General features: G+C 69.5%; 20 protein-coding genes, 1 tRNA gene and 1 pseudogene. 9 read left to right on the top strand and 13 right to left on the bottom strand.

From position 1 onward, the window contains the following. Positions 1 to 66: 66 nt before the first annotated feature. Positions 67 to 3447, bottom strand: a complete 3381-nt coding sequence (locus BLTE_RS16805; protein WP_197723245.1) for a DEAD/DEAH box helicase — start codon at positions 3445 to 3447, stop codon at positions 67 to 69. 378 nt (positions 3448 to 3825) lie between these two features. Continuing rightward, positions 3826 to 4707 (bottom strand): DUF3108 domain-containing protein, encoded by an 882-nt coding sequence (locus BLTE_RS16800; RefSeq protein ID WP_126401766.1) that lies wholly within the window; start codon positions 4705 to 4707, stop codon positions 3826 to 3828. A gap of 183 nt (positions 4708 to 4890) precedes the next feature. Here BLTE_RS16800 and rpmB point away from each other — a divergent pair, with 183 nt between their 5' ends. After that, the gene (gene rpmB, locus BLTE_RS16795) at positions 4891 to 5193 is read left to right on the top strand and encodes a 50S ribosomal protein L28 (RefSeq protein ID WP_126401765.1); all 303 of its coding nucleotides are present in this window, start codon (positions 4891 to 4893) and stop codon (positions 5191 to 5193) included. A 612-nt stretch (positions 5194 to 5805) separates the two neighbouring features. Here the strand turns inward: rpmB and BLTE_RS16790 are convergent. Then, on the bottom strand, positions 5806 to 6801 hold the full coding sequence (locus BLTE_RS16790; protein ID WP_126401764.1) for an NAD(P)H-dependent glycerol-3-phosphate dehydrogenase: 996 nt from the start codon (positions 6799 to 6801) through the stop codon (positions 5806 to 5808). Next, the gene (tsaD, locus tag BLTE_RS16785) at positions 6798 to 7853 is read right to left on the bottom strand and encodes a tRNA (adenosine(37)-N6)-threonylcarbamoyltransferase complex transferase subunit TsaD (RefSeq protein ID WP_126401763.1); all 1056 of its coding nucleotides are present in this window, start codon (positions 7851 to 7853) and stop codon (positions 6798 to 6800) included. The genes BLTE_RS16790 and tsaD overlap by 4 nt, the downstream gene beginning before the upstream one ends. A gap of 112 nt (positions 7854 to 7965) precedes the next feature. Between tsaD and hemC the strand changes: the two genes are divergently transcribed. The 5 genes from hemC to BLTE_RS18200 all read left to right on the top strand — a co-directional run bounded on the left by hemC (position 7966) and on the right by BLTE_RS18200 (position 13555). After that, on the top strand, positions 7966 to 8922 hold the full coding sequence (hemC, locus tag BLTE_RS16780; protein ID WP_126401762.1) for a hydroxymethylbilane synthase: 957 nt from the start codon (positions 7966 to 7968) through the stop codon (positions 8920 to 8922). A 4-nt stretch (positions 8923 to 8926) separates the two neighbouring features. Then, positions 8927 to 11329, top strand: a complete 2403-nt coding sequence (locus BLTE_RS16775; RefSeq protein WP_160140653.1) for a uroporphyrinogen-III synthase — start codon at positions 8927 to 8929, stop codon at positions 11327 to 11329. A 16-nt stretch (positions 11330 to 11345) separates the two neighbouring features. After that, complete coding sequence (locus tag BLTE_RS16770; protein WP_126401760.1) at positions 11346 to 12872, top strand: heme biosynthesis protein HemY; 1527 nt, start codon at positions 11346 to 11348, stop codon at positions 12870 to 12872. Positions 12873 to 12988: 116 nt separating this feature from the next. After that, positions 12989 to 13064 (top strand) — tRNA-Thr (locus tag BLTE_RS16765). A gap of 317 nt (positions 13065 to 13381) precedes the next feature. After that, positions 13382 to 13555, top strand: coding sequence for a hypothetical protein (locus BLTE_RS18200; RefSeq protein ID WP_160140652.1), 174 nt, complete (start codon positions 13382 to 13384; stop codon positions 13553 to 13555). Between the two features lie 683 nt (positions 13556 to 14238). Here the strand turns inward: BLTE_RS18200 and BLTE_RS16760 are convergent. Beyond that, positions 14239 to 15036 (bottom strand): response regulator, encoded by a 798-nt coding sequence (locus BLTE_RS16760; protein WP_126401759.1) that lies wholly within the window; start codon positions 15034 to 15036, stop codon positions 14239 to 14241. Positions 15037 to 15381: 345 nt separating this feature from the next. On the opposite strand from BLTE_RS16760, the gene BLTE_RS16755 reads away from it, so the two are divergent. The 3 genes from BLTE_RS16755 to BLTE_RS16745 all read left to right on the top strand — a co-directional run bounded on the left by BLTE_RS16755 (position 15382) and on the right by BLTE_RS16745 (position 16854). Next, on the top strand, positions 15382 to 15690 hold the full coding sequence (locus tag BLTE_RS16755) for a NepR family anti-sigma factor (RefSeq protein WP_126401758.1): 309 nt from the start codon (positions 15382 to 15384) through the stop codon (positions 15688 to 15690). Continuing rightward, positions 15687 to 16232 (top strand): sigma-70 family RNA polymerase sigma factor, encoded by a 546-nt coding sequence (locus BLTE_RS16750; protein WP_126401757.1) that lies wholly within the window; start codon positions 15687 to 15689, stop codon positions 16230 to 16232. The genes BLTE_RS16755 and BLTE_RS16750 overlap by 4 nt, the downstream gene beginning before the upstream one ends. Before the next feature lie 364 nt (positions 16233 to 16596). Beyond that, complete coding sequence (locus BLTE_RS16745) at positions 16597 to 16854, top strand: con-10 family general stress protein (RefSeq protein ID WP_126401756.1); 258 nt, start codon at positions 16597 to 16599, stop codon at positions 16852 to 16854. 133 nt (positions 16855 to 16987) lie between these two features. Here the strand turns inward: BLTE_RS16745 and proB are convergent, their stop codons facing one another. The 8 genes and pseudogenes from proB to rplU all read right to left on the bottom strand — a co-directional run bounded on the left by proB (position 16988) and on the right by rplU (position 21899). Continuing rightward, entirely contained in the window at positions 16988 to 18142 is a 1155-nt protein-coding gene (gene proB, locus BLTE_RS16740; RefSeq protein WP_126401755.1) for a glutamate 5-kinase, read from the bottom strand. A 103-nt stretch (positions 18143 to 18245) separates the two neighbouring features. After that, positions 18246 to 18662 carry a type II toxin-antitoxin system VapC family toxin gene (locus tag BLTE_RS16735; RefSeq protein ID WP_126401754.1) on the bottom strand — a complete coding sequence of 139 codons (417 nt, stop codon included), beginning with the start codon at positions 18660 to 18662 and terminating at the stop codon, positions 18246 to 18248. After that, on the bottom strand, positions 18655 to 18897 hold the full coding sequence (locus BLTE_RS16730; RefSeq protein WP_126401753.1) for a hypothetical protein: 243 nt from the start codon (positions 18895 to 18897) through the stop codon (positions 18655 to 18657). The genes BLTE_RS16735 and BLTE_RS16730 overlap by 8 nt, the downstream gene beginning before the upstream one ends. 30 nt (positions 18898 to 18927) lie before the next feature. Next, positions 18928 to 19044: pseudogene (locus BLTE_RS18805) on the bottom strand (DUF7662 domain-containing protein); the annotation flags it as partial. 179 nt (positions 19045 to 19223) lie between these two features. Next, positions 19224 to 20264: a GTPase ObgE gene (gene obgE, locus BLTE_RS16725; protein ID WP_126401752.1), complete on the bottom strand. Its 1041-nt coding sequence runs from the start codon at positions 20262 to 20264 to the stop codon at positions 19224 to 19226. 225 nt (positions 20265 to 20489) lie between these two features. Further along, a complete protein-coding gene (locus BLTE_RS16720) occupies positions 20490 to 21041 on the bottom strand; it encodes a GNAT family N-acetyltransferase (protein WP_342211499.1) in 552 nt (183 codons plus the stop codon). A gap of 206 nt (positions 21042 to 21247) precedes the next feature. Further along, positions 21248 to 21517 carry a 50S ribosomal protein L27 gene (rpmA, locus tag BLTE_RS16715; protein WP_126401750.1) on the bottom strand — a complete coding sequence of 90 codons (270 nt, stop codon included), beginning with the start codon at positions 21515 to 21517 and terminating at the stop codon, positions 21248 to 21250. A 58-nt stretch (positions 21518 to 21575) separates the two neighbouring features. Next, positions 21576 to 21899 carry a 50S ribosomal protein L21 gene (rplU, locus tag BLTE_RS16710; RefSeq protein WP_126401749.1) on the bottom strand — a complete coding sequence of 108 codons (324 nt, stop codon included), beginning with the start codon at positions 21897 to 21899 and terminating at the stop codon, positions 21576 to 21578. Positions 21900 to 22018 lie beyond the last annotated feature (119 nt).

The following is a 22018-nucleotide window of genomic DNA, read 5'->3' as shown; positions in this document are numbered from 1 at the left end:
GGCGGCCGGATGTCCGGAACGCTGGTTCGGCGCTCAACCCCGATAGGCGTGAGCCCGACGCCCGCCTCACGGCTTCTCCGCTTCCAGCCGGGCCTTGAGGATGGCGAGCTTGGCGAAGGGCGAATCCGGGTCGATCGGCTTGTCCTCACGCCGGTCGGGGCGCGACTCGTGGCGCACCCGCTCCGGTGCCGGCCCGCGCGGCCGATCGTCACGGCGGGGCGGGCCGCCGCGCTCGCCGCGACCCTCCGGCCGCTCGGTGCGGTCGCGATCGAACTTTTGCGGCCGCGGGCGCCGCTCGCCGCGCTCGCTCCGATCCCCACGTTCGCCCCGCTCGGGGCGTTCGCCCCGGCCGCCGGCCTCGCTGTCCGGCCGCCGGCGATGGTCGGGACGCGGAGGACGGTCGAACCGCCGCCCCCCGGCCGGTGCCTCACCGGCCGGCCCTTCGGTGCGGGCCCGGCCCTGGCCGTCCGCCGACGCTTCGCCGGTGCCCGCCGCCTCGCGGCGGAACGGGCGGCCCTGGCCTTCACCCGGGCGGCGCGGACGACGCTGGTCGTGATGGCGCCCGCCAACCCGCCACACCTCGATCATCTCCGGCTCGGCCGGTGCCGCCGGCTCGCCGGTCTCCTGGGCAGTCTCCTGGGCAGTCTCTTGGGGCGCCTCTTGGCCAGCTTCCTGGGCAGCCTCTTCGACAGCCGCCTCGGCCGCAGGTACCGCGGCCTCCGCCTGTGCCGGCTCGGATGACTCGGCGGCTTCGGCCGAGACCTCCGCCACCGCCACGACCTCAACCGCTTCGATCACTTCGACGACTTCGATCCCCTCGACGTCCGCCACCTCGACCGCGGTCTCGGTCACCTCCTCGATCGCGGCCGCCTCCTCGGCGGCGGCCGGCGCGGTCTCGGTGCCCTCGGCCAAGGTTTCAGCAGAGGCTTCGGCCGGCACTTCGGCGACGGCTTCGGGTGTGGTTTGGCTCGGGGTCTCCGCCGGCGCCGGGCGGCGCTCCATGCGGTAGCCCAGCGCCTTGAGGATGGAGGCGAAATCCTCGCCCGAGCAGCCGACCAGCGAGGTCATGCCGACCGTGACGGTGAAACCGGTGCCGTCCACCGCGCCCGGCGGCTTGGGGCCGGGCGAGGCCGGCCGCCATGCCAGCGCCGGCCGGATCAGGTCGGCGAGCCGCTCCAATATGTCGACGCGCACCGCGCGCTCGCCCACCACCCGGTAGCCGATGGCGCGGTAGAGCGCCTTCTGCACCTCGTGGTCGACCGGGATCGAGGTGCGGCCGGAGGCCGCCAGATGCGGCAGCGTATCGAGGCCCTTCTGGTCGAGCCCGCCATGCTTGAGCGCCCACAGCTGCAGCGCCAGCGCCCGCGGCGCCGGCTTCAGCAGCGCCGGCAGATAGAGGTGGTGGGCGCCGAACCTGACGCCGTACTTGCGCAACGCCGCCCTGGCCGTCTGGTCGAGCCCCTTGACCTCCTCGGCGACGCGCTGGCGCTCCAGCACCCCCAGCGCCTCGGCGATCTGGAAGGCGACGCCGCGGGCGATGCCGGTGATGTCCTCGGCGGCCAGCAGCGCGAACAGCGGGCCGAGCAGCTTTTCGAGATGGGTCTTCAGCCACAGATCGGCGCGCGCCTGCACCGAATCGCGGGCGGCGCCGGTCAGCTGCTCGTCGGCGATCAGCCGCAGCCGCGGCTTCAGCACCTCCTCGCCCGACTGGATGCGGGCGATCGCCTCGCCGAGCCAGCGCAGGGTGCCGTCGGCGGCGAGCACGATGGTGTCGTCGCGCGTCTCGGCGAAGCGGGCGGCGCGCAGGTCGATCTCGCCGGCGAGCGCCTTGGCCGATGCGGCGCGCAGCGCCTTGGCGTCCGGGCCGGCCGCGCTTGCCTCCGGCGCGAAATGGAAGCCCTGGAGGTGGCCGATGCGGTGGCCTTCGACGAGCACATCGCCGGTCTTGCTGATCTCGGTTTCGAGCATGGTATTTTCTCTGAGGCGCCGCATCAGCACGCTGGTGCGGCGGTCGACGAATCGCTGGGTAAGTCGCTCGTGAAGGGCATCGGACAGCTTGTCCTCCAGCCCGCGGGTGATGTCCTGCCAATGCTCCGGCTCTGCCAGCCAGTCAGGCCGGTTGGCAACGAACGTCCAGGTTCGCACATGCGCGATCCGCGTCGACAGCGTGTCGATATCGCCGTCGGTGCGGTCGGCCAGCGCCAGTTGCCGGGCGAACCAGTCCGCCGGGATGCGGCCCTTGCGTTGCAGGAAACCGAAGAGCGTCGTGCACAGCTCGGCGTGGGCGGCGGGCGCGATCTTGCGATAGTCTGGAACCTGGCAGCATTCCCATAGACGGGCGACATCGTCGGGGGTTCGGGCAAAGTCTCGCACCTCACTATCACGCGCCGCCGCCTCCAGCACCAGCAGATCCTCCGCCATCGGTGCCCGCGTCAGCCCCGGTTCGGCAGGATTTCGCGCCAATGACGCCTGCAACGCCGCGAGCGAAGCGAAATCAAGCTGCGTGTTGCGCCATTGTAGAACCTTGACCGCCTCGAAACTATGACTTTCGAGCCGCTGGACGATCTCGGGATCGAAGGGCGCGCAGCGGCCGGTGACGCCGAACGTCCCGTCGCGGGTCGCCCGGCCGGCGCGGCCGGCGATCTGGGCCAGCTCCGCCGGGCTCAGCCGGCGATACTGGAAGCCGTCGAACTTGCGGTCCGAGGCGAAGGCGACGTGGTCGACGTCGAGATTGAGCCCCATGCCGATGGCGTCGGTGGCGACCAGATAGTCGACGTCGCCCGACTGGTAGAGCGCCACCTGGGCGTTGCGGGTGCGCGGCGACAGCGCCCCCAGCACCACCGCCGCCCCGCCGCGCTGGCGGCGGATCAGCTCGGCGATGGCGTAGACCTCCTCGGCCGAGAAGGCGACGACGGCCGAGCGTGACGGCAGGCGGGTCAGCTTCTTCTCCCCGGCATAGACCAGCTGGGACAGGCGCGGCCGCTGCACCACCGAGACGCCGGGAATGAGCCGCTCGACCAGCGGCCGCATGGTGGCCGCCCCCAGCACCAGCGTCTCGTCGCGGCCTCTGCGGTTGAGAAAGCGGTCGCAGAACACGTGGCCGCGCTCGAAATCGGCGGCGAGCTGGATCTCGTCGATGGCGACGAAGGACACGTCGAGGTCGCGCGGCATCGCCTCGACGGTGGCGACCCAGTAGCGCGGATTGGGCGGCTTGATCTTCTCCTCGCCGGTGACGAGCGCCACCTCGCGGTCGCCGATCCGGCTGACGATGTGGCCGTAGACCTCGCGGGCGAGCAGGCGCAGCGGCAGGCCGATCAGCCCGGTCGGATGCGCCAGCAGGCGCTCGATGGCGAGACGCGTCTTGCCGGTATTGGTCGGCCCCAGCACGGCGGTGACGCCGCGGGCGCGGAGGGAGGGCGGAAGCACCGAGGAAGAGAACTGGGACACGGGCGATTGGAGTTCGGAGGGCGCGCGGCAATGCCCGGCTTCAGAGCGCTTGTATCACAGGAAACCCGGCCCCTGGGACGGTTTCCGTCCGGCGAACGCAAACATCCCTTGCCGGAGAGGGCCTCATGTCTCGGACGGGGGCTCTTGGCGCCGAGTCTGCGACGATTGCGGTCCTTCGGGCCACAATCCGTATCATATTGCGACACGATCGGGGCAGCGGCGTGGCGGCAACCCGCAACCCATTGGAACGACTCTCGAACGAACCGGGGCCGAATCGCTGACTCTGCGGGAATCGGGATTCGTTCGCCCCGATACGGACGGCGGTCCGCCCGCGCTGCCCCGGTAAACGCCTGTTCGTCCCGGCTTCCGCGACGCGCATCAGCGCGCGGCGTTTCCTTGGGTCGGACCTTGGGCCGGCACCGCCGCCGGGCGGGTCTCGGCGTACTGGGTGGCGAACGACTTCGCCTCGATGACGCAGGTGCCGACCTTGGTCGACACCGACACCTTGAACGGCACAAGGACGCGGCTGCCGGCGGCCGGCACCAGCCACACCGCCATGTCCTTGTTGTTCTCCATGTATTCGATGTCCTTGCGGCCCAGCCGGTGGCCGGCGACGGCCCTGAAGCCGACGGCGCAGACCACCGCGGTGCCGGCGAAGCCCTTGGCCGCGACCGTCTCCTGGCGCAGGAACTCGAACGACAGGTCGTAGCGCGACACGCCGTCGAAGATCGGCACCACGCGCTTGCAGGCGTCGGGGCCGGTGACCTCGCCGGTGCCGGGCACCACGAACAGCGCGGCACTCATCGGGTCGAGGACATTGCGCCGGTGGATCTCGGTCACCTCGATCCGGTCCGGCCGCGGCTGCGGCGTGGGGGAGACCTGCAGGCCCTTGACCGCGCCGCGCTCGAACCCGAACTGGATGGCGATCTGCTTGTCGTCGCCCGAGGCGGTCATCGCGAACGAACCCGGCTGCGGCTTTTCCTTGGTCAGCAGGCCGCGCGCGCCGGCCGAGCCTTTGCCTTCGGTGACGAACTGGGCGACGCCGGTGATCTTGCCGCTGGCGGCGGCGGTGTAGTTGGTGGCGTTGATGTCGACCACCAGCGCCGCCTTGCCGATCTCCATGCCGGCCAGCGTGACGTCGTAGCGGGCATTGACCCGGGTCTCGCCGGCCGCAGCCGATGCGCACTGCCAAGCGATGGCGCCGGCGATCGCCGCAAACCGCGCACCGGACCGGATCGATGACGAAACGAGATATGGCATGGCTCAACCCCGGTGCGATGCAATTCTGTCGGAACTGTGTCGCAATCTGGCGCAACCTGGCGCCCGATCCGCCATCCGGGACGATGTCCGGCTTGACGCGCGAAAGGCAGGCGACTATACGCCCACTCTCCCATGACGTGTTTGAGACGGCCGCCGCTGACGCGGCCTCATTGAGGTTGTGCCATGTCCCGGCGCTGTGATCTGACTGGCAAGGCGGTCCTGGTGGGCCACAAGGTGAGCCATTCGAACCGGAAGACCAAGCGCCGGTTCCTGCCGAACCTGTGCAATGTGACATTCCGTTCCGAGACGCTGGACCGCGACGTGCGGCTGCGGGTCTCGGCCAACGCGCTGAAGACCGTCGATCATCGCGGCGGCCTCGATGCGTTCCTGGTCAAGGCCCGGGCGGAGGAGCTGTCGCCGCGCGCGCTCGAGCTGAAGCGCGCCGTCGAGAAGGCGCAGGCCGAGCAGACCCAGGCCGCGGCCTGAGCACCGGGCAAACGCACGGCTCCGAGTGAACCGAGATTCCAGCCGCCCGGCACCGCCGGGCGGCTTTCGTTTGCGCGCTCATCATACGGTTGCCGGTGATCCCTTCGGGATACCGGAAAAAATCTCGCCGAAATCCCCTTTTCGATAACGGGGCCTTCGGCGATCGGAATACGGCTCGAAGGCTTGACCAGCCGGAAACCGTCTCGGTTTGTCACCGGAAACCCGACACGCTGGCGATGGAATCGCCTCGCCGCCGGGAGCCGTCGGGGTCGAGTTGGCCCGGACACGGTCTGTTTAGGCGGGATGCAGACGACGGGCGCCGGGGCGTTCGCGCCCCCCACCCCCGACCCCTCCCCACCGCTCGCAAAGCTCGCGGGGGGAGGGGAGAAGCGGGATGCCTCTTCTCCCCTCCCCCCATGAACGCAGTGAATGGCGGGGAGGGGTCGGGGGTGGGGGGCTTCGAGGGGGCGCAGCGAAGCCAGAATCCAGAAGTTGGCCGGAAACCGTCTCGGATTGCCATCGGAAGCCCGACACGTCGACGATGGAATCGCCTCGCCGCCGGGAGCCGTCGGGGTGGGGTTGGCCCGGACACGTTCCGTTTAGGTCCGACGGTTACCCGATCTCCGCCTTCTGCGGCCGGGTCAGCAGGCCGGTGATCGCCTCGTCGAGGCCGAGCCGGCCGGCGAGCACGGCATCGACCGCGGCGGCGATCGGCATCTCGATCCCGGCCTTCGCCGCCATCCCCACCAGCACCGGCGCGGTGAAGAAGCCTTCCGCCAGCGGCCCCGAGCCCGGCGCCGGCAACGGCTCGCCGGAGCCGAGCCTGAAGCCGAGCGAAAAGTTGCGCGACTGCGGCCCGCCGCAGGTGAGGATGAGGTCGCCCAGCCCCGACAGGCCGGCCAGCGTCTCCGGCCGCGCGCCATAGGCGAGGCCGAAGCGGCGCAGCTCGGCGAAGCCGCGGGTGGTGAGCGCCGCCGCGGCGCTGGCGCCGAACTTGCGGCCATGGGCGATGCCGACCGCGATCGCCAGCACGTTCTTGGCGGCGCCGCCGATCTCGACGCCGCGCACGTCGGTGGAATGGTAGAGCCGGAACGAGGCCGAGCCCATCGCCTCGGCCAAGCCCGCCGCGACCGCCTCGTCGACGGACGCCACCGTCACCGCGGTCGGCAGGCCGGCGGCGACGTCGGTGGCGAAGCTCGGCCCGGACAGGATGGCGGGGATGGCGGACGGCGCCGCCTCGGCGACGATCTCGGTGACGAAGCGGTCGGTGCCGCGCTCGATGCCCTTGGCGCAGGCGACGAGCGGCGTGCCCGGCCGCAGCCGGGCCGCGAGATTCGCCGAGACTTCGCGCAGCGCCCCGGTCGGCACCACCATCAGGATGGCGGAGGTCTCGGCCAGCACCGCGAGGTCGGCGGTGATCTCGATGTCCGGGGCGATCGGCACCCCCGGCAGGAACATTTTGTTCTCGCGGGTGCGGATCATGTCCTGGGCGTGGTCGGGGAACACCGTCCACAGCACGACGCGCCGGCCGGCGCGGGCGGCGGCATTGGCCAGCGCGGTGCCCCAGGCCCCGGCGCCGGCAACTCCGATGGCGGAATAGCAGGTCACGGTTCGGTCGCCTCGATCTTGAGCGGCAGGCCGAGCGGCCAGCGTGCCCGCGGCGGGCAGTCGAGGTCGTCGGTCATGCCCAGCGCCAGCCGCTCGGCCCCGGCCCAGGCGATGATGGCGCCGTTGTCGGTGCACAGCGACGCCGGGGGCATCAGCAGCCGCAGCGCGTTCTCGGCGGCGATGCGGTCGAGCGCGGCCCGGATCGCCTTGTTGGCGCCGACGCCGCCGGCGATCACCAGTCCCTTGGGCTTGCCGAAGCGGCTGCCGAACAGCCGCAGGCCCATGCGCAGCCGGTCCTCGATCACCTCCACCACCGCCGCCTGGAACGAGGCGCACAGATCGGCGACGTCGGTCTCCGACAGCGGCGCGATCGCCTCGGCGGCGAGCCGCACCGCCGTCTTGAGGCCGGACAGCGAGAAATCCGGCTCGTGCCGGCCCAGCATCGGCCGCGGGAAGGCGAATCGCCGCGGATTGCCGCGCGATGCTGCGGCCTCGACCCGCGGCCCGCCCGGATAGGGCAGGCTCAGCATCTTGCCGACCTTGTCGAACGCCTCGCCCACCGCGTCGTCGATGGTGGTGCCGAGCCGCTCGAAGCGGTCGACATCGAGCACCGCGACGATCTGGGTGTGGCCGCCCGAGACCAGCAGCAGGCAATAGGGGAAGCCGAGCTTGCCGACGAGGCGCGGCGACAGCGCGTGCGCCTCCAGATGGTTGACCGCCACCAGCGGCTTGCCGGCGGCGAGCGCGATCGCCTTGGCGGTGGTCAACCCGACGATCACCCCGCCGATCAGGCCGGGGCCGGCGGCGGCGGCGACCGCGTTGAGGTGGCTGAAGCCGATTCGCGCCTCCGCCATCGCCTGGGCGACGATGCCGTCCAGCGCCTCGACATGGGCGCGGGCCGCGATCTCGGGAACCACGCCTCCGTACTCGGCATGGGCGGAAACTTGGGATAGAACGACATTCGACAGGATTTCACCGCGACCGTCCTCGTGGCGGCGCACCACCGCGGCGGAGGTTTCGTCGCACGTCGTCTCCAGCCCGAGTACGAGCATGTCCGTCACCGCGTTCCGGCCCTCAGCTTGATCCCCAAGCGGATACGTCATATCCGCGTCCGCCCGCGCTTTTTTGCGCATGTCTCACGTTGGCGTAACATCGGCCTGCCTCATGACGCAATCTTCTCCGTTCCTTCGCCTCGGTACCCGGGGCAGTGCCCTTGCGCTTGCGCAGGCCTATGAAACCCGCCGCCGGCTCGCCGCCGCCCACGGCGTGCCCGAGGACGACATCCGGATCGACATCATCAAGGTGATCGGCGACCAGATCCTCGACCGCGCGCTGTCCCAGGCCGGCGGCAAGGGGCTGTTCACCAAGGAGATCGAGGACGCGATGCTGGCGGGCCAGATCGACATCGCGGTGCATTCCTCCAAGGATCTGCCGACCGTGCTGCCGCCGGGCCTGATGCTGCCGGCCTTCCTGCCGCGCGAGGACGTCCGCGACGTGCTGATCAGCCGCGCGCCGGGCGGGCTTGCCGGCCTGCCGCAGGGCGGCAAGGTCGGCTCGGCCTCGCTGCGCCGGCAGGCGATGGTCAAGCGCACCCGGCCCGACCTCGACGTGTCGCTGCTGCGCGGCAATGTCGAGACCCGGCTGCGCAAGGTGGGCGAGGGCGCGATCGACGCCACGCTGCTGGCGCTGGCCGGCCTGAAGCGTCTCGGCCTGATCGACCGGCTGCCCGAGGGCGTCACCGCCACCATCATCGAGGCATCCGACTTCATCCCGGCGGTCGGCCAGGGCGCCATCGCCATCGAGTGCCGCGAGGACGACACCCGCACCCGCGAGCTGATGGCGGCGATCAACGAGCCGGCGACCGAGCGGGCGCTGGCCGCCGAGCGCGCCTTCCTGCACGAGCTCGACGGCTCCTGCCGCACGCCGATCGGCGGCCACGCCACGGTGACGGGCGACCGGCTGTCGTTCGCCGGCATCATCCTGATGCCGGACGGCAGCGAGGCCCACGACACCACCCGCGAGGGATCGGTGACGGAAGCCGCAGCCCTCGGCGCCGATGCCGGCCGCGAGCTGCGCGGGCGGGCGGGTCCGGCGTTCTTCGCCGCTCTGGCCGGAGCCTGAGGCGATGCGCCTGCTGGTCACGCGGCCGGAGCCCGGGGCCAGCCGAACCCGGGCCGCGCTCATGGCCCGCGGCCACGAGGCGCTGCTCGATCCCCTGATGACCATCGTGCCGGTGGCGGCGACGCCGCCGGCAAACCGTTTCGATGCCGTGGCGCTGACCAGCGTCAACGGCGCCCGGGCCGCGGCCGAGCTGGTCTGGGTGTTCTATTCCGGCCTGCCGGTGTTCACCGTCGGCCGCCGCACCCGCGAGGTGGCGCTCGCCGCCGGCTTCACCGACGTCACCTCCGCCGAGGGCGACGTGGCCGACCTGGCGGACGTGCTGGCCAAATGCCTGATTCCCGGCGAGCGGGTGCTGTGGGTGGCCGGCGAGGACCGCGCCGGCGACCTGAAGGCGGCGCTGGAGCCCCGCGGCATCGCGGTGGAAACGGTCGTCGCCTACCGCGCAGAACCCGCTGAACATCTCGCCGAGCCTACGCTCGCGGCGTTGTCAGCGGGACGAATCGACGGAATACTGCACTACTCCCGCCGAAGCTGCGAAACTCTGCTGGCGGCGGGCATCCGTGACGGCGTTTATGATGCTGTCGTGGGGCTGCAACATTATGCGCTGTCGCCGAGGGTGGCCGAGCCGCTGGTGGCGAGCGGCGCGGTTGTGCGCATCGCAGCGACACCGGACGAAGGCAGTCTGCTCGACCTGTTGCCCTTCGGACGACAAGCGGGTGACGCGTGCGACGTGACACGTGGGAGGACGGCGATGGCATCACAAGCAACCGACGACGTGCCGAACAGGCCCGGGCAGACGCCCACCGAACCGGCCCCCAGGATCGACACCGAAACGAGCGAGACGACCGCGAAGGAGACCAGCGCCTTGGAGAGGATCCCGTCGTCGGCGGACGACACGCGTAAGGCGGCCGCCGGACCGGCGGAAATCGAGGTCGCAGCCATCGAGAACGCCGAGACGTCCGCCGCGCCGGCCGGCGAGGCCCCGGCTGCCGAGGAGGCCAAGGCGCCGGAGACATCCGAAGAGACGAAGGCGCAGGAAGCTCCGGCGCATGAAGCTCCGGCACAGGAAGGCTCGACGCAGGAGACGCAGGAAACGACGGCGCAAGACACAAGGGCGCAGGAAACGAAGGCGCAGGAAACGGAGGAGCCGGAGTCGAAGACGCCGGAGGCCAGAGAGCCCGTTTCCGCCCCGCCCCCGTCGCGCGGCCGCGGCGGCGCGATCGTCGGCGGCACCTTCGCCGGCCTCTTGGCCGGTGCGGTGGCGGCCGGCGCGCTGACCTATACCGGCATCCTGCCGCCGCTCGGCGCCGATCCCGGCCCGCTGCTTGAGGCGCAGGCCCGCCTGCAGGTGGCCGAGACCCGCCTCTCCGCCCTCGAAAGCCGGCCCGAGCCGGCGCCTGTGCCCGCACCTGCGCCCGCCCCGGCGGCGCCGGCCGAGCCCGACCCGGCCATCATCGCCAAGCTCGACCAGATCGACGTGCTCGCCAACCGCCTCACCGAGCTGGAGCGGGCCGCCCAGGCGCTGTCGCGGCTCGACGCCCGCATCGCGGCGCTGGAGACCCAGGCGCGCGAAGCCGAAGCGGCTCCGGCGGCCGGCTCGTCCGGCGGCGGATCTGCCGGCGAGGACGCCCGCGTCGGCGCCCTGCAGACCCAGGTCAAGGGCCTGGAGGCCAAGATCGACAGCGCCGCCCATGGCGCCGAGGAGGCGATCCGGCTGGCGACCACGGCGGGCGAGGCGGCCCAGCGCGCCGCCGCCGCGGCGACGCCGCTGCCCGACCAGCTCACGGCGATCGACCGGAAGCTCGCCGAACTGTCGAGCCTGCCCGGCCGGGTGGTGGCGCTCGACCAGCGCCTGCAGCTCGCGGCGGCGCCGAGCCGAATGATCGCCTGGCCGGTGGCGCTCGGGGCGCTGCGAACCGCGCTCGACGAGGGCCGGCCGTTCCGCTCCGAATACGACGCGGCGATGACGCTGGCCGGGCCGGGCTATGAGCGGCTCAAGGCCCTCGAAGGCATCGCCAACAGCGGCGTGCCGACGCTGCGCGAGGTGCAGGGCCGGTTCGACGATCTGGTGAGCCAGCTTCTGTCGAACGTGCCCCGCGACGAGCCGGCCGACGACATCAGCGCGGTGCTGAACAAGCTGGCGCGCAGCGCCGAAGGGCTGGTGCGTTTCCGGCCGACCCCCGGCATGGAGGGCGACACGCCCGCCGCGCTGGTCGGCCGTGTCCAGTCGCAATTGTCGCGCGGCGATCTGGCCGGCGCCATCGCCACGGTCGGCCAGTTGCCGCCCGATCTCGTCAAGATCGCAACGCCATGGCTGCAGATCGCCAAGACCCGGCTCGACGCCGACCGTCTCCTGGCCGAGCTGACCGACCAGGCCCTCGCCGCCCTGGCGCGCACCGGCGGCTGACACCAGGAGACGCGCCATGATCCGCCTCGTACTGTTCCTCTTCGTCCTGGCCGGGATCGCCTTCGGCGCCGGCTGGCTGGCCGACCGGCCCGGCATCGTCGCCGTCCAGTGGCAGGGCTGGCAAATCGAGACCTCGGTGCTGTTCGCCGCGGTGGCCCTGGTGACGGTGGTGCTCGCCGCCGGCATCGTGTGGTCGATCATCTCGACCCTGTTCAATCTGCCCGGCCTGATGTCGTCCTCGGTCTCCGAGCGGCGGCGGGCCCGCGGCTTCTCGGCGCTGTCGCGCGGCATCGTCGCCGCCGGCGCCGGCGACCCCAAGACGGCGCGCCGGGCGGCCGCCGAAGCCGAGCGCCTGCTCGGCAACGAGCCGCTGACGCTGCTGCTGCGGGCCCAGGCGGCCCAGCTCAGCGGCGACCAGAGCGCCGCCGAGGCGGCCTTCCACGAGATGGCCGCCAACAAGGAGACCCGCCTGCTCGGGCTGCGCGGCCTGTGGATGGAGGCGCAGCGCCGCGACGACGCCACCGCTGCCCGCGCCTATGCCGAGACCGCCGCCGAAGAGGCGCCGGGGCTGCCCTGGGCGGCGCAGGCCGCGCTCGACACCAGGGCTGCGAGCGGCGACTGGAGCGGCGCGCTGGCACTGCTCGACCGCAACAGCCGCAGCGGCATCGCCGACCGCAACTCGGCCAAGCGGCTGCGGGCGGTGCTGCTGACCGCCGACGCGATGGCGAAGCAGGAGAGCGCCCCCGACGTGGCGCGCGAGCGCGCGGTCGAGGCCGTCAAGCTGGAGCCGACGCTGGTGCCGGCGGCGGTGCTGGCTGGGCGCCTGCTCGGCCGGGCCGGCGAACTGCGCCGCGCCTCCAAGATCCTCGAGACCGCGTGGCGCGAGACCCCGCACCCCGAGATCGCCGAGGCTTATATGCGACTGCGCGACGGCGACGGCTCGCGCGACCGGCTGGAGCGGGCGCGCATGCTGCAGCGGCTGGCCCCGGCCGGCCACGCCGAAGGCGCGCTCACCGTGGTGCGCGCCGCCCTCGACGCGCAGGACTTCGCCACCGCCCGCGGCGCCATCATCCATTTGACCCAGGAGCCGACCCAGCGGGCGTGCCTGCTGATGGCGGAGCTGGAGGCGGCCGAGCACGGCGACGTCGGCAAGGCCCGCGAGTGGGCGGCCCGCGCCGTCCGCGCCAAGCGGGATCCGGCCTGGGTGGCCGACGGCTACGTCTCCGACCGCTGGCTGCCGATCTCGCCGGTCACCGGCCGCATCGACGCCTTCGAGTGGAAGGTGCCGCCGATCGAGCTCGGCGGGCCGATCCTCGAGCACGAGGTCGAGACCGCCTTCACGGTGGTGGAGGCCGCCGCCAGCGCCCATTCGCCGGCCTCCGTGGCGGCGCCGGCCGAGCCGGTGAAGGCCGCGCCCGCGCCGATCCTGGTGCCGGCGGCTGCCCCCGTGGCCGATGAGGTCGCAGCCTCTCCCTACGCGACCGCCGACGCGGGCACCACTACCGAAGTCGAGATCGAAGCGGAGCCGCGGGTCCGCGCCTGAACCGGATGCCGAGCCTCCTAAGGCGCCCCGTCCGGACACCGATCTGTGTCCACCGGCCATCGAACAGCACCGCCTCGCTTGAAAAAGCGGGGCGGTTCGTTTAAGCCGGCCCGGCTGCCGCAATAGCTCAGCTGGTAGAGCACATCATTCGTAATGATGGGGTCGGGGGTTCGAATCCCTCTTGCGGCACCACCTTCTTTCTTCCCTACATTTTCAAGTGTTTGGCGGTCGGGGCCATCCCCGCGTCGCATGCATGACGTTTGCCGATGGCGCGAACGGCCGCAGACCCTGACGCGTCATGCCCGCGCTTGCAGCCAAGCTTGCACAGGCGGCTCCGGCGCCCTCACCCCCGGCGCAGCTGAGCCAGAAGCGGGTTCACGCGTCTGTTATCCATCGGCGCGATCCGGTTGAGCGTTCCTACGTATGTTTTGACAGAGCGCGAGATAAGAGACGCTCGAAAATCCAAATCGGAACAACGGGTAGAATTCTTCTCAAACGGAGCGTGGAATATGATCAAGTCTGCTGCAATCGGGGCAGCCTCTCTGCTCCTCACCTCGACGCTTGCTCTCGCCTACGTCAATCCGGACGGAACAATTACACCGAGCATAACCGATTCCTATCTTTGGATCAACTTCGCGATCCTCGGCCTCCCCGCCATCTGGAGCGCGATTCTGTACAGCTAAAGTATTCTCCGCGAAGCGCAGCGACGGCTTCGCGAAAGCGAATGCCATAAGACGAAAACTATAACAAAATAACTTTGAGCGTCCGCTTGATCCAACCGGATCGACGGACGCTCAATCATGCTGTCAGATCCGATACGGCTTCCGGTTGATCCCTCAGGGCACCGGAAACGATCCCGCGAAAACACAAAGCCTGAAATAACGAATTGATTGTGGGATTTTCAGCGATCGGAATACGACTTGAAGGCTTCATCTGCCGGAATCCGTATGACCGCCTCGGATCGGCCGCTCCAATACCAATGGCCGCGCAACCGATCCGCTGATTTCGATCGCTGATTTTTACGAAAGCTTTGATGTCCCGAGAGAGAATCCGGGAACGTCTACAGCCCCAGGCGTCAGCGTCTGGGGCCGTTGCTATGAGATGTTGAATTGCCGCAGTCGCGTCCGCAAGCACCGGTTCCCGGTATTGCGCAGCACGCGCCGACAGGGACGACCGGACACGCCGCGAACCCGTGCGACGCAGCGAACCGGAGCCCAGAGCGTGATCCGATCTGACTGCATCAGATCGGACGCTCCAAGTTTCTGGTTTGTCGCATTTTCGCTGACGCGGCCCTTCGGGTCTTTCGCACAACCGGTATCCACTTGTGCGGAAAATGCTCCAACTCGGGGCGCGTGCCGCAGGCCGGTTACGCCACGGCGCGGCGGCGCGGCCGCGCATTGCGCTCGAAGAACAGCGCCTGGCTGATCACCGCCGCCGCATGGTTGGGCCGGAACGGCTTGGCGATCAGGAAGGCGGGCTCCGGCCGCTCGCCGGTGAGGAAACGCTCCGGATAGGCGGTGATGAACACCACCGGCACCTCGGCCTTCATCAGGAGGTCGTTGACCGCGTCGAGCCCGGAACTGCCGTCGGCGAGCTGGATGTCGGCCAGGATCAGGCCCGGGCGCCGTCCGGCGGCGAGCTTCACCGCCTCGTCACGGGTGCGCGCCACGCCCAGCACCCGGTGACCGAGCGATTCCACCAGCGCCTCGAAATCCAGCGCGATCAGCGGCTCGTCCTCGATGATCAGCACGTCGGTGGCGATATCCTCGGCCAGCTCGCGCCCGGCGCTGTCCAGGAGGTCGCGGAAGGCCGAGCGGTCGACGCCGAGAATGCGCGCGCCCTCCTCCTCGCTGAAATTCTCCAGGCTGACCAGCAGGAAGGCCTGTCGCGGCAGCGGCGTGAGCTGGCGCAGCCGCGCCTCGCCCGGCGTCGCGGCCGCAGCCTCCTGCGCGTGGTTGACCGACAGCGAATTCCAGATCTTGCTGAAGATACGGAACAACTCGACCTTGGTGTCGGACGCCTTGCTCAACTGCGGGGCGTTCGCCAGCAGGGCTTCCAAGGTCGCCGCCACATAGGCGTCGCCCCCCGTCTGGTCCCCCGTGACCGCACGTGCATACCGCCGAAGATAGGGCAGACTCATTGCGACCAGTTCGGCTGTCGTCATGACGCGCACCCCCAACACAATCCCAATGGGCGAAGATCATACGCCCCCGTTTTCCAAACGTCCGCATCCGAAAAATGTTCCCGTGCGGGAACCGAACCCGGCATCCGACGTTGATCCGGGCGGCAAGCTGCCGCATCCCGGCGCATCCGCCGGGACGAGGGACCGGGGCGAGGTGCCGCAAGAGATTCCGGAACAGAACAAGAGAGTCCGGAAGAGAATCGGCAGGATAGATCCTGGCGGGGTGGACGCTTGGCTCGGATGCTTGGCTCACCGGTCCCCGCAAGTCGATTATAGGTAGACTTCAGGTACAGCACGTACTGTGGCGTAGTGTCGCGTGGAGCCGCGATGAACAAGAGGACCGACATGGCACAGAAGAGGGCGAGGGAGGTCGCGGAAGACGTGGTTCCCGGACATGTGCCACCCGCGCCCCCCCGGCTTGATCGCAATGCGCAGGCGCGATTGGGCGAGCAGTTGCGGGCAATGTACGACGATCTTCTTCAGCAGCCGATACCGGATCGTTTCGTCGACCTCCTGAAGGATCTCGACGACATCGAGCAGGGAAAGAGCACTGGAAAGAGCCGGAGCGCCGAGAGGGGCAAGGCCGACAGAGGCAAGAGTGCCGAGAAGAGTGCCGAGAAGGGAACGACTGGATGACGATTGACGCGTCGATGCGGGACGCCCTCCTTGGCGCCGTTCCCAGCCTGCGCGCCTTTGCGATCTCCCTGTCCGGCAATGTCGACCGGGCGGACGATCTCGTACAGGAGACGCTGCTGCGCGCGCTCTCGCACATCGACAGCTTCCAGCCCGGCACCAATCTGAACGCGTGGCTGTTCACCATCCTGCGCAATCTGTTCCATTCCGAATACCGCAAGCGCCGCCGCGAGGTTGAGGACGCCGACGGCGTCTATGCCGCGCGCCTGTCCACCCAGCCCGAGCAGGGCGCGCGCCTCGACCTTGAGGACTTCAAGGCGGCGCTCGCCCGCCTGCCGCCCGACCAGCGCGAGGTGCTGCTCCTGGTCGGCGCCTCCGGCTTCTCCTACGAGGAGGCCGCCGAGATCTGCCAATGCGCGGTCGGCACCATCAAGAGCCGAGTGAACCGCGCCCGCACGCGCTTGGCCCAGCTTCTCGCGGTCGAGAGCGTCGACGATCTCGGCCCCGACGACCAGACGCGCGCCGCGCTGCAGGCCACGGGCTGAGACCAACGGCCGCGAAGGCGGACCATGGGCTGCGGTCGTGGATTTTCGCGAAATCTTCGGTTTTCCAAGGCTTTGGTCCCCAAGACCTTGACTCCCAAAGACCTTGGTTTCCCAAGACCTTTGTTTCCCAAGAGAAAATCCGCGGGAGTCAACGGCCCCACGCGTCAGCGTCCGGGGCCGTTGCCATGGGGTTCGGGCCGCCCGCGCGCGGAAGCGTGGTCTCCCCGCGACCGGACACGATCCGGTGACGCAAGCGGGCAATTCGGGTCCGGCCCCTCAAATGTTTCACTTGGCCTTAATCGGTCCGGAACCGTCCGAGGCATCCTGCGTTTGGTTCGCACCGTCCCAAACAGGAGTGCGTGGAATGGAAGCGAGCGTGAAGGTCAAGCGCGGCTTTGCGGCGATGGACAGCCAGACGCGGCGCGAGATCGCTCGCAAGGGCGGACAGAGTGTCCCGCCGGAAAAGCGAGTCTTCGCGAGGGATCGGTCTCTCGCCACTGCGGCAGGCCAGAAGGGTGGGCGCAGCGTCGACCCCGCCAACAGGTCCTTTTCCCAGGATCGGGAGCTTGCCTCCGACGCCGGCCGTAAGGGCGGCCGCAAGCGCGCCGGCAGCCATCACTGACCCCTCACCGCCCGCGTCCCGGCCCATCGAGACCGGCCGGGCGGATGGAGAAGACGGTTCCGCGTGCGACGAAATCCGGCCCCACGGGCCGGATTTTCGTTTGATGCGGCTACCGCCTGAGCCGGGAACCGAATCACTCGCCGGCGAAGGCCATGTCGTCGCGGTGGATCATCTCGGTTCGGCCGGAAAAGCCGAGAATCATCAGGATGTCCTCGGACGAGCGGCGCAGGATCTTGGCGGCGTCCTCGGCGTCATAGGCGACGAGACCGCGCGCCACCTCGGCGCCGTCTGGGCCGCGCACGATCACCGCGTCGCCGCGGGCGAACGCGCCTTCGATCCTGATGACGCCGGCCGGCAGCAGCGACTTGCCGCGCTTCAGCGCGGCGCGCGCGCCGGCATCGATGTGGAGCGTGCCCTTCGGCTCCAGCGAGCCGGCGATCCATTTCTTGCGGGCGGTGACCGGGTTGGCCGGCGTCAGGAACCAGGTCGCCCGCGCCCCCTGCTCGACGGCGCGCAGCGGGTTCGGCACCCTTCCTGAGGCGATGAGGAGGTGGGCGCCGCCCGAGGTGGCGATCTTGGCCGCCTCGATCTTGGTGCGCATGCCGCCGCGCGACAGTTCCGAGCCGACATCGCCGGCCATTGCCTCGATCTCGGCGGTGATCCGCGGCACCACCGGGATGAAGGTCGCGGTCGGGTCCTGCTGCGGCGGCGCGGTGTAGAGGCCGTCGATGTCGGACAGCAGCACGACGAGATCGGCCGACGCCATGGTGCCGACGCGCGCGGCGAGGCGGTCATTGTCGCCATAGCGGATCTCGGTGGTGGCGACGGTGTCGTTCTCGTTGATCACCGGCACCGCGCCAAGCTCCAGCAGCTTGTCGAGCGTGTTGCGGCCGTTGAGATAGCGCCGCCGCTCTTCCGTATCGCCCAGGGTGAGCAGGATCTGGCCGGCCTTCATCCCTTCCGCCGCCAGCATCTCCGACCACACCCGGGCCAGCGCGATCTGGCCGACCGCGGCAGCGGCCTGGCTCTCCTCCAGCTTGAGCGGGCCGCGACCGAGCCGCAGCACGGTGCGGCCGAGCGCGATGGCCCCCGACGACACCACCATCAGATCGGCGCCGCGCCGATGCAGCATGCCGAGATCGGCGGCGAGCGAGGCCAGCCACTCGGTGCGCGGCACGCCCTCCTTGGGATCGACCAGCAGCGCCGAGCCGACCTTGATGACGATGCGGCGGAACGCCGCGAGCTGCGGCGCGGCTTGCTGGGTCTTGGAGGACGGGGACGAGCACATGGGAGTGGACGGAGCTGGAAGCGGGTCGGAGCTGGAAACGGGCGCGGGTCAGGACCGCGCGGCTGTCGCACGCGGCCGGCGGGTTGGCAATGCCGCACCGTGCTCAGCAGGCCAACGCCAGGACATGACCTTCCTTCGCATAGCCCAGAATGGCGCGGTCGCGGGTCACCACGGTGAGACCGTGCTCGCGAGCGGTGGCGATGATCGCCCGGTCGAACGGATCGCGGGGTGGTTCGCCAGGCAGGAAAGATGACGCGACCAGAATCTCGGGAGACAGGATCGTCGCCTGCATGGCGGGGAGATCGCAAATCGACTGATACAGCGCCAGCGGGGTCAGTGCCGTCCTTAGTCGCCCTCGCGCCACCAGGAGGCCGATTTCCCAGGCTGTAATAGGCGAGATGAAGACGGAGCCTTGGTGGTTGGCCGCGGCATCGAGCGCCGCCGCGGCTTCGTCTTCGAGCGGCGCGTCCTCCGCGATCCAAAGGGCGGCGCAGGTATCCAGCAGGAGCGGGTTAATCACCGTACAGTTCCTTGCCCCAGTCGGGGTCGGCAGGCTGGGTCAGGTCGGTGCCCGGAGCAAGCGTGAACTTACCTTTCAGAATGCCAAACAGCGGATGTCGACGCGGCTGAGAGCCAGCGGACTCGGAGGCGGCGCCAGCTTGCGGCGCGTGGGATCCAGACGGCGTTGGCGACGTCGATCCGCTAGCTGAGGGACTGCCGCGCTTGCGCCGGAACACCAGCCGTTCCTTGGCCATGTCCACCTCGGACGTTTCGTAGCCGGCGTCCAACCAAGCGCGAGTCATAACATTGTTTGTTGGGTTGTTACTCCACCACGCGCGGTGACGCCGGGACGAGTCGGGCAGAGGCCGCCCAAGGATGCGCTCGATCTCGGGAAAAGTCATTGGCAGATCCGCGGCGGACGACCCCGCAAGATACCGCCGAAGGGGCTCGTAGCGAGACATGCCGGTTTTCCCTTCCTAAAGAGGATGACGCAAGAATACACACACCCTCAACTCGGTCAAGAAAGCCACTGTGTGTTTTAATCGAGCCCTCACGCGGCGCGCCCCCTCTTGTCGGGGTGTCACGGCTGCCAGCCCTCCAGCGCCGGCTCCTCCTCGTCCGCCTCCATCGCCTTGGCGTCGGCGATCACCGCCGCCAGCGCCCGGAGCGCCTCGGCGACGCCCTGGCCGGTGTGCGCCGAGAGCACCAGCGGGGTGCGCTTGGCGGCGCGCTTCAGCCGCGCCACCTGTTCCTTCAGCGTGTCGGGATCGAGCGCATCGGCCTTGGACAGCGCCACCACCTCGGGCTTGTCGGCAAGGCCGCCGCCATAGAGCGCGAGCTCGTTCCGCACCGCCTTGTAGGTCTTGCCGGCGTGCTCGGTGGTGGCATCGACGAGGTGCAGCAGCACCCGGCAGCGCTCGATATGGCCGAGAAAGCGGTCGCCGATGCCGATGCCCTCGTGTGCGCCCTCGATCAGGCCGGGAATGTCGGCGATCACGAACTCGCGCTCGTCGACCCGCGCCACGCCGAGATTGGGGTGCAGGGTGGTGAAGGGATAGTCGGCGATCTTCGGCTTCGCCGCCGACACCGCGGCGAGGAACGTCGATTTGCCGGCGTTGGGCAGGCCGACGAGGCCGGCATCGGCGATCAGCTTCAGCCGCAGCCAGATCCAGCGCTCCGGCCCCACTTCGCCGGGATTGGCCCGGCGCGGCGCGCGGTTGGTGGAGGTGGTGAAGCGCATGTTGCCGAAGCCGCCATTGCCGCCCTTGAGCAGCACCACCTTCTGGCCGACCTCGGTGAGGTCGGCGAGCAGCGTCTCCTTGTCGTCGTCGAACACCTGGGTGCCGACCGGCACGCGCAGCACGAGATCCTTGCCGCCGGCGCCGTGGCGCTGCTTGCCCTTGCCGTTCTCGCCGCGCTGGGCCTTGAAGTGCTGCTGGTAGCGATAGTCGATCAGCGTGTTGAGGCCGTCGACGCACTCGATGACGATGTCGCCGCCGCGGCCGCCATCGCCGCCGTCCGGCCCACCGAACTCGATGAACTTCTCGCGGCGGAACGAGGCGCAGCCATTGCCGCCGTCGCCCGCCTTCACGTAAACCTTGGCCTGATCGAGGAATTTCATCGAATTCTATGGGTTGGTCGCGTTGTCGTCCCGGACGGCGCGAAGCGCCGAGCCGGGACCGTTTGCAGAAAAGAGGGCCGCTCTGACGACGATCCCGGCTCGCGCGGCTGTCGCCGCTTGGCCGGGATGACGCTCTGTTCTTGTGACTTAGCCCAGCCGGGGCCCATAAGCGAGGCCGCCTCCCTGCGGACCCGGAGAGAGGCGGCCCATATCATTGCAGCCGGCTCACGCCGCCTGGATCGACGGCCCCTCGGTGAGCGGCATCGTGCCCCAGGCGCGCAAAGACGCCCAGGTCTTGCGGTCGAGCCGGAAGCGATCGACCGGCACCGAGGCGCCGAGCGCCTTGACCCGCGTCAGGCCGACGCCGGTCCACTGGAAGCCGCACTTCTCGAGCACCCGGCGCGAGGCGGCGTTGGTGACGCGCGCCGCCGAGGTGATCTCGGGCAGATCGAGGCGCGTGAAGGCAAAATCGATGACGGCGCGGGCAGCCTCGGTGGCCAGCCCGGCATTGCGATAGGGCGCACCCAGCCAATAGCCGAGGTGCATCGCGCCATCGAGGCGGTTCAAGCCGCACGCGCCGGCGAACGTGTCGCGATGCTTCGGGTAAATGCCGAAGGTCGCGCCATCGTCGTCCGGACCGGCGAGCTGGGCGATCCAAGCCTCGGCGTCCTGTTTTCGATAGGGATGCGGAATCAGGGCCGTGTTGACGGCCACGGCAGGATCGTCGGCCAGCGCCGCGATCACGGCCGCGTCCTCAAGACGCGGCGTGCGAAGCACCAGCCGCTCGGTCTCGAGGACGGGGAGACAGATCTCTCCGGGGAGCCGGATTTCGCAGGATCTTTCGAGAGTCATCGGACGGGTCCTCCTGGTAGAAAAGCGAAGGGGGAGCCGGCACCCCGGTCTCCCCCTGCGATCGACCCGTCTTGTCTCTCTGGGTCCGCCGGTTTGACTGGTGCCGACGGACCCCTGATCTTGGTGTCCGCCTATTCGGCCGCCTTCATCGTCGCAATGACGGATACGAAGGTGCGGCCGTTCGCTTTGGTGCGATACGCGACGTGGCCGTTGGCGGTGGCAAAGAGGGTGTGATCCTTGCCAATGCCGACATTGTCGCCCGCGTGCCACTTGGTGCCACGCTGACGGACGATGATGTTGCCGGCGAGCACAGCTTCGCCGCCGAACTTCTTCACGCCGAGGCGTTGCGCGTTCGAATCGCGCCCGTTGCGCGACGAGCCGCCTGCTTTTTTATGTGCCATAACCGGTCTCCCGGAGATCGTATTCGACTAAAGGTGAATCGCGACAAACAAATGTTCGTCAGGCGGCGCCCGCGCGGCGGATCTCGGTGATCCGGACCAGCATCAGATCCTGACGGTGGCCACGCTTGCGCCGGGAATTCTTGCGACGGCGCTTCTTGAAGGCGATGACCTTCGGTCCGCGCGTCAGCTCCACCACTTCGGCGGCAACCACGGCGCCCGCGACGGTCGGCGCGCCGACCGTGGTTTCGCCCTCGCTGCCGACCAGCAGCACTTCGGAGAACGTCACCGTCTCTCCGGCCACGGCCTCAAGCCGTTCGATCTCTAGGGTATCGTTGGGGGCGACGCGGTATTGCTTGCCGCCCGTCTTGATGACCGCGAACATCGTTCTGTCCCGTGTTCCAATCCGGCCTCGAGGACCGGCTTCTTGGCGATCGTTGAAAGGTCAGGGTGAATCGCGGCGTGCGCAGGACACACGCCGCCGAAGGGCGACATCTACACGGC

This window comes from Blastochloris tepida (assembly GCF_003966715.1).
Lineage (GTDB): Bacteria > Pseudomonadota > Alphaproteobacteria > Rhizobiales > Xanthobacteraceae > Blastochloris > Blastochloris tepida.
Note: the sequence above shows the minus strand (reverse complement) of the source record. Positions and strands in the feature narration are given on the sequence as shown.

Excerpts from the sequence above, each read along its gene's own strand:
- BLTE_RS18200 (WP_160140652.1), top strand. The coding sequence starts at position 13,382 with ATGATCAAGTCTGCTGCAATCGGGGCAGCCTCTCTGCTCCTCACCTCG.
- tsaD (WP_126401763.1), bottom strand. The coding sequence starts at position 7,853 with ATGCTCGTACTCGGGCTGGAGACGACGTGCGACGAAACCTCCGCCGCG.
- rpmB (WP_126401765.1), top strand. The coding sequence starts at position 4,891 with ATGTCCCGGCGCTGTGATCTGACTGGCAAGGCGGTCCTGGTGGGCCAC.
- BLTE_RS16755 (WP_126401758.1), top strand. The coding sequence starts at position 15,382 with ATGAACAAGAGGACCGACATGGCACAGAAGAGGGCGAGGGAGGTCGCG.
- obgE (WP_126401752.1), bottom strand. The coding sequence starts at position 20,264 with ATGAAATTCCTCGATCAGGCCAAGGTTTACGTGAAGGCGGGCGACGGC.
- proB (WP_126401755.1), bottom strand. The coding sequence starts at position 18,142 with ATGTGCTCGTCCCCGTCCTCCAAGACCCAGCAAGCCGCGCCGCAGCTC.
- BLTE_RS16745 (WP_126401756.1), top strand. The coding sequence starts at position 16,597 with ATGGAAGCGAGCGTGAAGGTCAAGCGCGGCTTTGCGGCGATGGACAGC.
- BLTE_RS16770 (WP_126401760.1), top strand. The coding sequence starts at position 11,346 with ATGATCCGCCTCGTACTGTTCCTCTTCGTCCTGGCCGGGATCGCCTTC.
- BLTE_RS16800 (WP_126401766.1), bottom strand. The coding sequence starts at position 4,707 with ATGCCATATCTCGTTTCGTCATCGATCCGGTCCGGTGCGCGGTTTGCG.
- BLTE_RS16730 (WP_126401753.1), bottom strand. The coding sequence starts at position 18,897 with ATGGCCAAGGAACGGCTGGTGTTCCGGCGCAAGCGCGGCAGTCCCTCA.
- BLTE_RS16750 (WP_126401757.1), top strand. The coding sequence starts at position 15,687 with ATGACGATTGACGCGTCGATGCGGGACGCCCTCCTTGGCGCCGTTCCC.
- rpmA (WP_126401750.1), bottom strand. The coding sequence starts at position 21,517 with ATGGCACATAAAAAAGCAGGCGGCTCGTCGCGCAACGGGCGCGATTCG.
- BLTE_RS16760 (WP_126401759.1), bottom strand. The coding sequence starts at position 15,036 with ATGACGACAGCCGAACTGGTCGCAATGAGTCTGCCCTATCTTCGGCGG.
- BLTE_RS16775 (WP_160140653.1), top strand. The coding sequence starts at position 8,927 with ATGCGCCTGCTGGTCACGCGGCCGGAGCCCGGGGCCAGCCGAACCCGG.
- hemC (WP_126401762.1), top strand. The coding sequence starts at position 7,966 with ATGACGCAATCTTCTCCGTTCCTTCGCCTCGGTACCCGGGGCAGTGCC.
- rplU (WP_126401749.1), bottom strand. The coding sequence starts at position 21,899 with ATGTTCGCGGTCATCAAGACGGGCGGCAAGCAATACCGCGTCGCCCCC.